The sequence below is a fragment of the Brooklawnia sp. genome, from assembly GCF_049651565.1.
GTDB lineage: Bacteria > Actinomycetota > Actinomycetes > Propionibacteriales > Propionibacteriaceae > Brooklawnia.
Genome location: NZ_JBASCI010000074.1, coordinates 1 through 7613, shown reverse-complemented (window position 1 = coordinate 7613; position 7613 = coordinate 1). Strand labels below are relative to the sequence as shown.

At 69.5% G+C, this 7613-nt stretch carries 7 protein-coding genes and 1 tRNA gene; 6 read left to right on the top strand and 2 right to left on the bottom strand.

Features of this window, described 5'->3' with window-relative positions; translation table 11 throughout:
• Nucleotides 1-1333, bottom strand: a 1333-nt coding sequence (locus WBL05_RS03620; protein ID WP_424223798.1) for a PEP/pyruvate-binding domain-containing protein, incomplete at its 3' end; no start/stop codon positions are given.
• Nucleotides 1334-1534: 201 nt separating this feature from the next.
• On the opposite strand from WBL05_RS03620, the gene WBL05_RS03615 reads away from it, so the two are divergent.
• On the top strand, nucleotides 1535-2599 hold the full coding sequence (locus tag WBL05_RS03615; protein WP_424223800.1) for an HD domain-containing protein: 1065 nt from the start codon (nucleotides 1535-1537) through the stop codon (nucleotides 2597-2599).
• 9 nt (nucleotides 2600-2608) lie between these two features.
• Here the strand turns inward: WBL05_RS03615 and WBL05_RS03610 are convergent, their stop codons facing one another.
• Nucleotides 2609-3367: an ABC transporter permease gene (locus tag WBL05_RS03610; protein WP_424223797.1), complete on the bottom strand. Its 759-nt coding sequence runs from the start codon at nucleotides 3365-3367 to the stop codon at nucleotides 2609-2611.
• Nucleotides 3368-3413: 46 nt separating this feature from the next.
• Here WBL05_RS03610 and dnaG point away from each other — a divergent pair, with 46 nt between their 5' ends.
• From dnaG to WBL05_RS03585, 5 genes are all read left to right on the top strand, one after another.
• Nucleotides 3414-5285, top strand: coding sequence for a DNA primase (gene dnaG, locus WBL05_RS03605; protein WP_424223796.1), 1872 nt, complete (start codon nucleotides 3414-3416; stop codon nucleotides 5283-5285).
• 96 nt (nucleotides 5286-5381) lie between these two features.
• Complete coding sequence (locus WBL05_RS03600; RefSeq protein ID WP_424223795.1) at nucleotides 5382-6209, top strand: sigma-70 family RNA polymerase sigma factor; 828 nt, start codon at nucleotides 5382-5384, stop codon at nucleotides 6207-6209.
• 46 nt (nucleotides 6210-6255) lie between these two features.
• On the top strand, nucleotides 6256-6756 hold the full coding sequence (locus tag WBL05_RS03595) for a hypothetical protein (protein ID WP_424223793.1): 501 nt from the start codon (nucleotides 6256-6258) through the stop codon (nucleotides 6754-6756).
• Nucleotides 6757-6837: 81 nt separating this feature from the next.
• Nucleotides 6838-6913 (top strand) — tRNA-Asn (locus tag WBL05_RS03590).
• 83 nt (nucleotides 6914-6996) lie between these two features.
• Nucleotides 6997-7613: CHAD domain-containing protein (locus WBL05_RS03585; protein ID WP_424223791.1), on the top strand; the 617-nt coding region annotated here is incomplete at its 3' end.

The window sequence follows — 7613 nt, the reverse complement described above, 5'->3', positions numbered from 1 at the left end:
ATGCCAGCCTGGCCGCTGCCCGTACGCTGGCAGCACTGGGACGCCCAGCCGGCCTCGTCCAGCCGCGCTCGCGAGCCAGGTCGTGCAGGATCGCCGCCGCGCTCGGTTCGACGACCGGGGCGAGTCGCGGCAGCAGCCGCGCACCCCAGGGGTGCCGCAGCATCCGGTCCAGCCGGATCCACAGTCGTTCACCGGCTGGCCGCAGATAACCGGCGGTGCCAAGATCGACACCCCTTGCCAACAGTTGAGCCAGCCCCGACAAGACCAGGTTGATCGCGTCGCGGCCCAGTGGCGTCATCGGCTGCAGCATCCCCTGCACCGCACCGAAAGAGAACCACACCGCGTCCGGCTCACCGGCGGGCAGCGGGAACAGCGACGTGATCGGCCTGGCCTGCACCAGTTGGATGGCGCCCTGGCTGATGGTCCACTCGATGTCCTGCGGTGCGCCGAGCGCGGCTGCCACCGCCCGGCCGACCTCAGCCAGCTCCCTGGCCTGGGCATCGGTGAGGGTGGGCCGGTCGCCGCCGTCCCGGACCGCCGTCTCGACCCCTCCGCCGGCCACCAACTTCGTTGCCACCGACTTCGCTCCCGGACTTCGGGTGATCGTCCCGGTGGTGGTTTCCACGACCAGATGGTCGGGCTCCACCTGGCCCGACACCAGTGCCTCGCCGAGCCCGAAGGTCGCGTCGATGACCACCTCACCGCGCGCTCCGGTAAGCGGGTTCGCGGTGAACAGCACGCCGCTCACCTCGGCCGGCACCAGGGTCTGCACCACCACCGCGAGCGCCACGTCGGTGTCCGGCACGTTGTTGCGCAACCGGTAGCCGATCGCGTGGGCCGTCCACAGGCTCGACCAGCAGTCCACCACTGACCCGAGTGCCGCCTCGACGCCAACCACGTTGAGGAAGGTGTCCAGCTGGCCGGCGAACGACAGGTCCGGCAGGTCCTCGGCGGTCGCCGACGAGCGCACCGCCACCGCGGCGTCCCGCGCGAACACCCGGCGCCAGGCTGCGCGCACCGCTTCGGCGATCTCGGGCGGGAGGCTGCTGGCCGAGAATGCCGCCCGGATGGACGCCGATGCCGCCGCCAGGGCGGTTGCGTCCGAGGCGTCCAGACCCCGGCAGGCCTCGACGATCCGCGGCGCCAGGTCATTTGCGGTCACGAACCGGCGGTAGGCGTCGGTCACCAGCACGAATCCGGGCGGCACCGAGAACCCGGCCCGCACCAGTCGGGTCAGATTGAGCCCCTTGCCACCGCACCTGGCCAGGGAGGCATCGGCCGAATCCAGCGGCAGCGCCAGGACCTGTTCGTCCGGTGAGTCGTGAGCGTCCACCAGCGTCCTCCTTCAACGCGTGATCCGGCTGTGCCCAGTTAACTCCACCCGCCCGACATCAGAGCCCGAACCAGTGCAGCGCACGGTCGGAGGCGCCGGGGCGGTGGCGACGGAAAGTATGTCGGTGCCGTGTGGCAGCCTTGCAGCATGAGCACCGAGGCGCTGCAGCCCAACCCGCGGGCGATCAGTTGGGCGGCGACCATGACCGGCCACGGCGCCGATCTGGTTGTCGCCCACCAGGACAGTCGCGCCCGGATCCAGACGGGCGAACCGATCGGACGCCAGGCCCGCGAAGAACGTGAGGCGGCCACCCTGCGTCCCGGTGCCACCCTGGCCTGGGGAGCCGGCGACCGGGCGATACCAGAGACCCCCGACCCGGAGCGCACCTGCTTCGAGCGCGACCGTGACCGGATCGTGCACTCGACGGCATTCCGGCGGCTGGCCGGAAAGACCCAGGTGGTGGTATACCCGACCGATCACCAGCGCACCCGGTTGACCCACGCCCTCGAGGTCGCCCAGGTGGCCACCTCAATCGCCCGGGCGATCGGTGCGAACGTCGCGCTGGCCGAGGCGATCGCGTTGGGCCACGACTGCGGTCACGGACCCGGTGGGCACGCGTCGGAGGAGGCGTTCGACGCCTTCCTGCCTGACGGGTTCGAGCACGGTCCGTGGGGCGCCGACGTGGCGCTGGCCGAGCTGAACCTGTGTCTGCAGACCCTTGACGGCATCCGTAACCATTCGTGGTCGCGGCCGGCGCCGGCCAGCATCGAGGGTGAGATCGTCAGTTGGGCCGACCGCATCGCCTACTGCGCCCACGACCTGGAGGACGCGATCTCCGCCGGCATCGTCCGGCCCGGCGAGCTGCCGCCGCTGGTGGTCGAGCGGCTCGGGGTCGGCAGGCGGGAACAACTCGGGGTGCTGATCAGGTCGGTCAGCGCCACCGCTGCCGAACTCGGGCAGATCGGCATGGACGCCGAGACCGCCGCAGCTCTGGCGGCGCTGCGCCGGTTCAACTACGAGCAGATCTACACCCGGCCGGAGTCGCTGGCCCAGTCGCAGGCGGTAATCGCGGTACTGCAAGACCTGGTGAGCTACTACATCGAGACACCGCTCGCGCTGCCGGCCGAGTTCCGCCACGACGACCGGGCGCTGGCAGCGGTCACCTATGTTGCCGGGATGACCGACCGGTTCGCCTTCGACCAGGCCGAACGGCTGCTCGGCTGGACCCCGGAACGGCTGCCGCGCGGTATCGGCCACGGCGCCTGAAGCTGGTCGTCAGGGGCGCAGCCTGTCGCGCAGGTCGGCCGGCAGCAGCTTGGCGGCGCCGATCAGCCGGAGTACCACCGTCACCGTCAGTACCTGGCCAACCAGGATGCCCACCAGCACCAGCAGCTGGGAGGCCCCGGCCTGGAGCGGGGTGCCGCCACCCAGCAGCACACCGATGAACGCTCCGGGCAGGGTCACCAGCCCGACGGTGCGGGTGGAGTCCAGCGTCGGGACGAGCGGCTCGGCGGCCACCGGTTCCAGCACCATCCAGATCGCTCGCCGCCGGGGCAACCCGACCGCCAGCACCGCCTCGTAGACCCCGATGTTGGAGCGCAGTTCGGGGAAGTACCGGCGTCCGGCCAGCGTGTGCGCGGTCATCATGTTGCCGACCACGATGCTGCCGATCGGGATCAACGAGAAGCCGTTGAGTGGGGCAGTCCCGGTGATGAAGACCACCAGCAGCACCGGAATCGCGCCGGACGCCATCGCCAGGCCCGACCACCACCAGGCGTTGCGGGTGCCCACCCGCCCGGTGGTGGTGATGAGCGCGATGGTGAACATCAGCAGCACGAACAGTGCAGAGCTCCACAACTGCTGGATGGCCGCCACGATGATGCCCGACACGGCGGCAAGTTGCAGCGCCGCCCGAACCGCCGCGACGACGACCTGGCCCCGAAGCCGCAGCCGACCCCAGGCGGCGACGAGCGTACCGACCACCACCAGCACCCCGAGCGCGATGGCCAGGTTCCAGGTCGGATCTAACTGCACCTAGGCCATCCTGCCATCGAACCCGCGGCGGAATACACTTGCGGCCATGGTCGGCCGGATCAACGAAGAGGACATCGCGCTGGTCCGCGAACGTGCCCGGATCGACGAGGTGGTCGGCGGCCACGTGCAGCTGCGGAACGCCGGCGGCGGTTCCCTGAAGGGTCTGTGCCCGTTCCATGACGAGAAGACGCCCAGTTTCCAGGTCACCCCGGCCCGCGGTTTCTACTACTGTTTCGGCTGCGGGGAGGGCGGTGACGTCATCACCTTCGTGCAGAAGATCGACAACCTGACCTTCGCCGAGGCCGTCCAGATGCTGGCCGACAAGGTCGGCGTCCAGCTGCGATTCAGCGACGACGGACGCCCGGCGCTGCAGCCCGGCCTTCGGCAGCGGATCCTGGCCGCAAACCAGGCGGCCGCCGAGTTCTACCAGCGCCAGATCGACAGCCCGGAGGCGATTGTCTTCCGCCGGTTCGTCGACGGTCGCGGCTTCGACCGGGCCGCCGCCGAGCACTTCGGGATGGGTTACGCACCCAGGGACGGCCGGGCCTTGCACAACCACCTGCGGCGCGTCGGGTTCAACGACGACGAACTGGTCAGGGCCGGGCTGATCCGGGACAGCGGTTGGGACTACTTCCAGGGCCGGGTGCTGTGGCCGATCAGGGACTCCGCGCAATCAGTGCTCGGGTTCGGTGCCCGCCGGGTCTTCGACGACGACCGGATGCCTGCCAAGTACATCAACACTCCCGAGACGCCGGTCTACAAGAAGTCGCACGTGCTGTACGGGCTCGACCTGGCCCGGCAGCCGATCGGACGGAAGGCCCAGGCCGTGGTGGTGGAGGGCTACACCGACGTGATGGCCTGCCACCTGTCCGGCATCGACACCGCGGTGGCGTCCTGCGGCACCGCGTTCGGGCCCGACCACGCCCGCACCCTGCAGCGGCTGATGGGCAACAACGACGCCTTCAATGGTGAGGTGGTGTTCACCTTCGACGGGGACGCCGCCGGGCAGGCCGCCGCGTTGAAGGTCTTCAACCTCGACCAGTCGTTTGTCGCGCAGACCTACGTGGCCGTCGAACCCAACGGCCTCGACCCATGCGACCTGCGCCTGCAGGCCGGGGAGCCGGCGGTCCGCGAACTGGTCGGACGCCGCATCCCGCTGTACCGGTTCGTGATGCGCAACGTGGTGGGCCAGTACGACCTCGACCGGGTGGACGGCCGCCTGCAGGCTGTGCGGGCCGCCGCACCCCTGCTGTCCAGCGTGCGGGACGCGTCCCTGGTTCGTGGCTACCTGCACGACCTGTCCCAACTGGTCGGCATGGACATCGAGGACGTCCGGCAGGTCGTCGCCCAGCAGACCAGGCGTCCGATGCCACCCGCCCGGGACGAACCGGCCCCCCGGCGTCCGGCCGTGGCCGCCAACGCGGACCCCACCCTCGACGGGTTGGCGTTGCCGTGGCCCGACCCGGACGACCGGAACACCGCCGTTGAACGGGGGACATTGAAGCTGATGCTGCAGCACCCAACGCTGTTCGACACCGAGTGGAACGGGGTCTGTCCGGACGACTTCACCCACCCTGCGTACCGGGCGACCTTCGAGGCCATCCAGGCCACCCCGTTCCAGCCCGAACGGTGGACCGAGGTGCTGTACTCCAACGCCGAGGACGAGATGTTGCGCCAACTGCAAGTGTCGCTGCTGGTGGAGCCGATCCTGCGCGCCCCGGACGAGGCCTATGCCACCGCCTACACCGCCCGGTTGCAACTGTTGAGCACGGTGCGCAAGCTGGCCGAGCTCAAGTCGCGGCTGCAGCGGATCAACCCGGTCGAGCAGGCCTCCGCGCACAAGCAGGCGTTTAGCGAACTGATCGCGTTCGAGGCCCGTCGGCGCAACCTGGAGGCCGCCAGCCGGGGAGCAGACTGACCTCGATTCGGCAAGCTCTTCCCGGCGATCGGTGTTGTCCGTTTCCGGGCTGTTGGCAAGCGGTTACCGAGGCGCCGAGGATTCGATGCTGGGCGCATGAGCATCAATTTCCCAGATACCGAACTGCTGACCGCGGACGAAGAGGTCCGCCTTGCCAAGGCCATCGAAGCGGGTGTGCTGGCTGCTGCGGCGCTGGCCGCAGACGATCGACCGTGCGCCTCCTCCGAGGCTGAGCTGGCCGAGGTCGTCACGGCCGGCAAGGCAGCGCACCAGCAGTTCTACCTGGCCAACACCGGGATGGTGGTCAAGATCGCCAGGCAGTGGGCGGGCAAGGCTGACCTGCCGCTCGAGGAACTCATTCAGGAGGGTTGTGTCGGATTGGGTGAGGCCATCCAGCGCTGGGACCACACCCGCGGCATCAAGTTCTCCAGCTTCGCCTATCCGGTCATCCAGGGTGCGGTGCTCAACGCGGCAACGGTCCGGTGTGGCGAGATCCACACCTCAAGGTTCCAGGCCAGGTACGCCATCGAGGTCAGGCGGGCCCAGCAACGCCTGGAAGCCGAACTCGGCCGCCGGGTCAACGCGACCGAACTCGCCCAGCACCTCGGCCGGGACGAGGGAACCGTGGCCCGCCGCCTGAACCTGGGACGTCCCGACACCCTGAGCGACACGATGGTCAACATGATCGGACAGGAAGAGGCCGACTACACCGCGGTCGAGGAGAGCCTCGGGGCGTCGCTGCCGCAGTGGCTCGAGCAGTTGCCGCAGGACGAACGCCTGGTGCTGGAGCAGCGGTTCGGACTTGCCGGGCCGGCGGTCAGCCGGGCCAGCCTCGCGGTCGAGCTGGGCGTCAGCACCTCGACCGTCCGCCGGATCGAGAATCGGGCACTGGGCAGGGCACGGCGGTTCCTGGCGGCGGTCTGAGCGCCGGGTCACCGGCCCGATCAGCCCCGAATGCAACAATGGCGACATGGCCGTTCCCCCATTCCGGTTGACCGCTGCCGAAGCAGCCGAGCTGCGCCAGATCGTCGGCCGGCGACCGACCATAATGGTCGCCGCCCGCAACGACCGCGAACTGGTGGCCGTGCTGCCCGACCGGATGGCGGTCCGGCGGGTCGAGGGCTGGCAACTGGTGGCCTGGGTGGACATCCAGCGGGGCGGCTGGAACGCCGACCGGAACGGCCTGTACTGGGAACTCGTTGACGGCACGAGGGGTGAGATCCGGCTGGAACACCCCGGCCAGGTTCCGGGCGCCTTCGCCGAACGGGTTCGGGCCTCGATCGTGATGTCCCGCCAGGTCACGCTGCAGGGTGGGTTGGGAACCGTGATGGTGACCGGACGCCGCGCCCCCGGGTCCAATGAGCCGATCGTCTGGCAGGCCGAGGGCCTCGGACGCCTCGACCTCGGCGATCCACGGGTTCAGAGCCAGGTGCTGACCGTGGTAGCCGACCTGCGCGCCGAGTACGAGTGATACCCGCACGGCCTGCTGGTTTGGGTCTGGTGTCGGCGATCTGGTACGGTTACTTCTCGCGTCGACCAAGACGTGCAGCTATCCCTGGTAGCTCAATTGGCAGAGCATCTGACTGTTAATCAGAGGGTTACTGGTTCGAGTCCAGTCCGGGGAGCCAACGGGGCCGAAGCCCTACCACCGCAGCATTTCCTCCTCACAGGGGACGACGGTCGCGTGGTTGATCACAGGTAGCATTTAGGCATGTCGAAGAGTGCTGCCGCCGTCCAGCAGTACTGGGCGGACCAACTGGCGTTGATGCGAACCCTGCCCGCGGAGGTGCACAGTCGGCAGCCGGATTCCATCCATGACCTGCGCGCCGCCGGGCGACGGTTGAAGGCGAGCGTGCGGCTGTACCGACCGTTGGTGCGTCCCAAGCTCGCCGAGCAGGTCCTCACCGAACTCGACTGGTACAACTCCCAACTCGGGCAGGCCCGGGACGCCGAGGTCATCGCCGAGGAGGTGGCCAGCCTGCTCGGCAACCGTCCCGGCACCCGCGCGGTGATCGCCGCGCTGGACGCCGAGCGCCGCCGGACCGCCCACATCGCCGACCGGATGCTGCTCAGCGACCGCGCCGCTGGCGTCCTCGAATTGGTCGCCGAGGTTGTTGCGGACCCGTGGCGCTCGACCGGCAAGACCGGTGCACCGCCGCCGCGCAGCGAGGTCTTCGACCGGGTGCGGTGGGCCGAGACGCGGGTGGCGCGCGAGTGGCGGGACGGGCCGCGGGACCGAGAGGAAACCCTGGAGTGGGCGCACCGACTACGGCGCCGCGCCAAGGCCGCCCGGTACGCTGCCGAGTCGGTGGAGGGCGCGATGCCGGG

Bases quoted from the DNA above. Each gene is read 5' to 3' on its own strand.
- dnaG (WP_424223796.1), top strand. From the start codon at position 3,414: ATGGTCGGCCGGATCAACGAAGAGGACATCGCGCTGGTCCGCGAACGT.
- WBL05_RS03615 (WP_424223800.1), top strand. From the start codon at position 1,535: ATGACCGGCCACGGCGCCGATCTGGTTGTCGCCCACCAGGACAGTCGC.
- WBL05_RS03595 (WP_424223793.1), top strand. From the start codon at position 6,256: ATGGCCGTTCCCCCATTCCGGTTGACCGCTGCCGAAGCAGCCGAGCTG.
- WBL05_RS03600 (WP_424223795.1), top strand. From the start codon at position 5,382: ATGAGCATCAATTTCCCAGATACCGAACTGCTGACCGCGGACGAAGAG.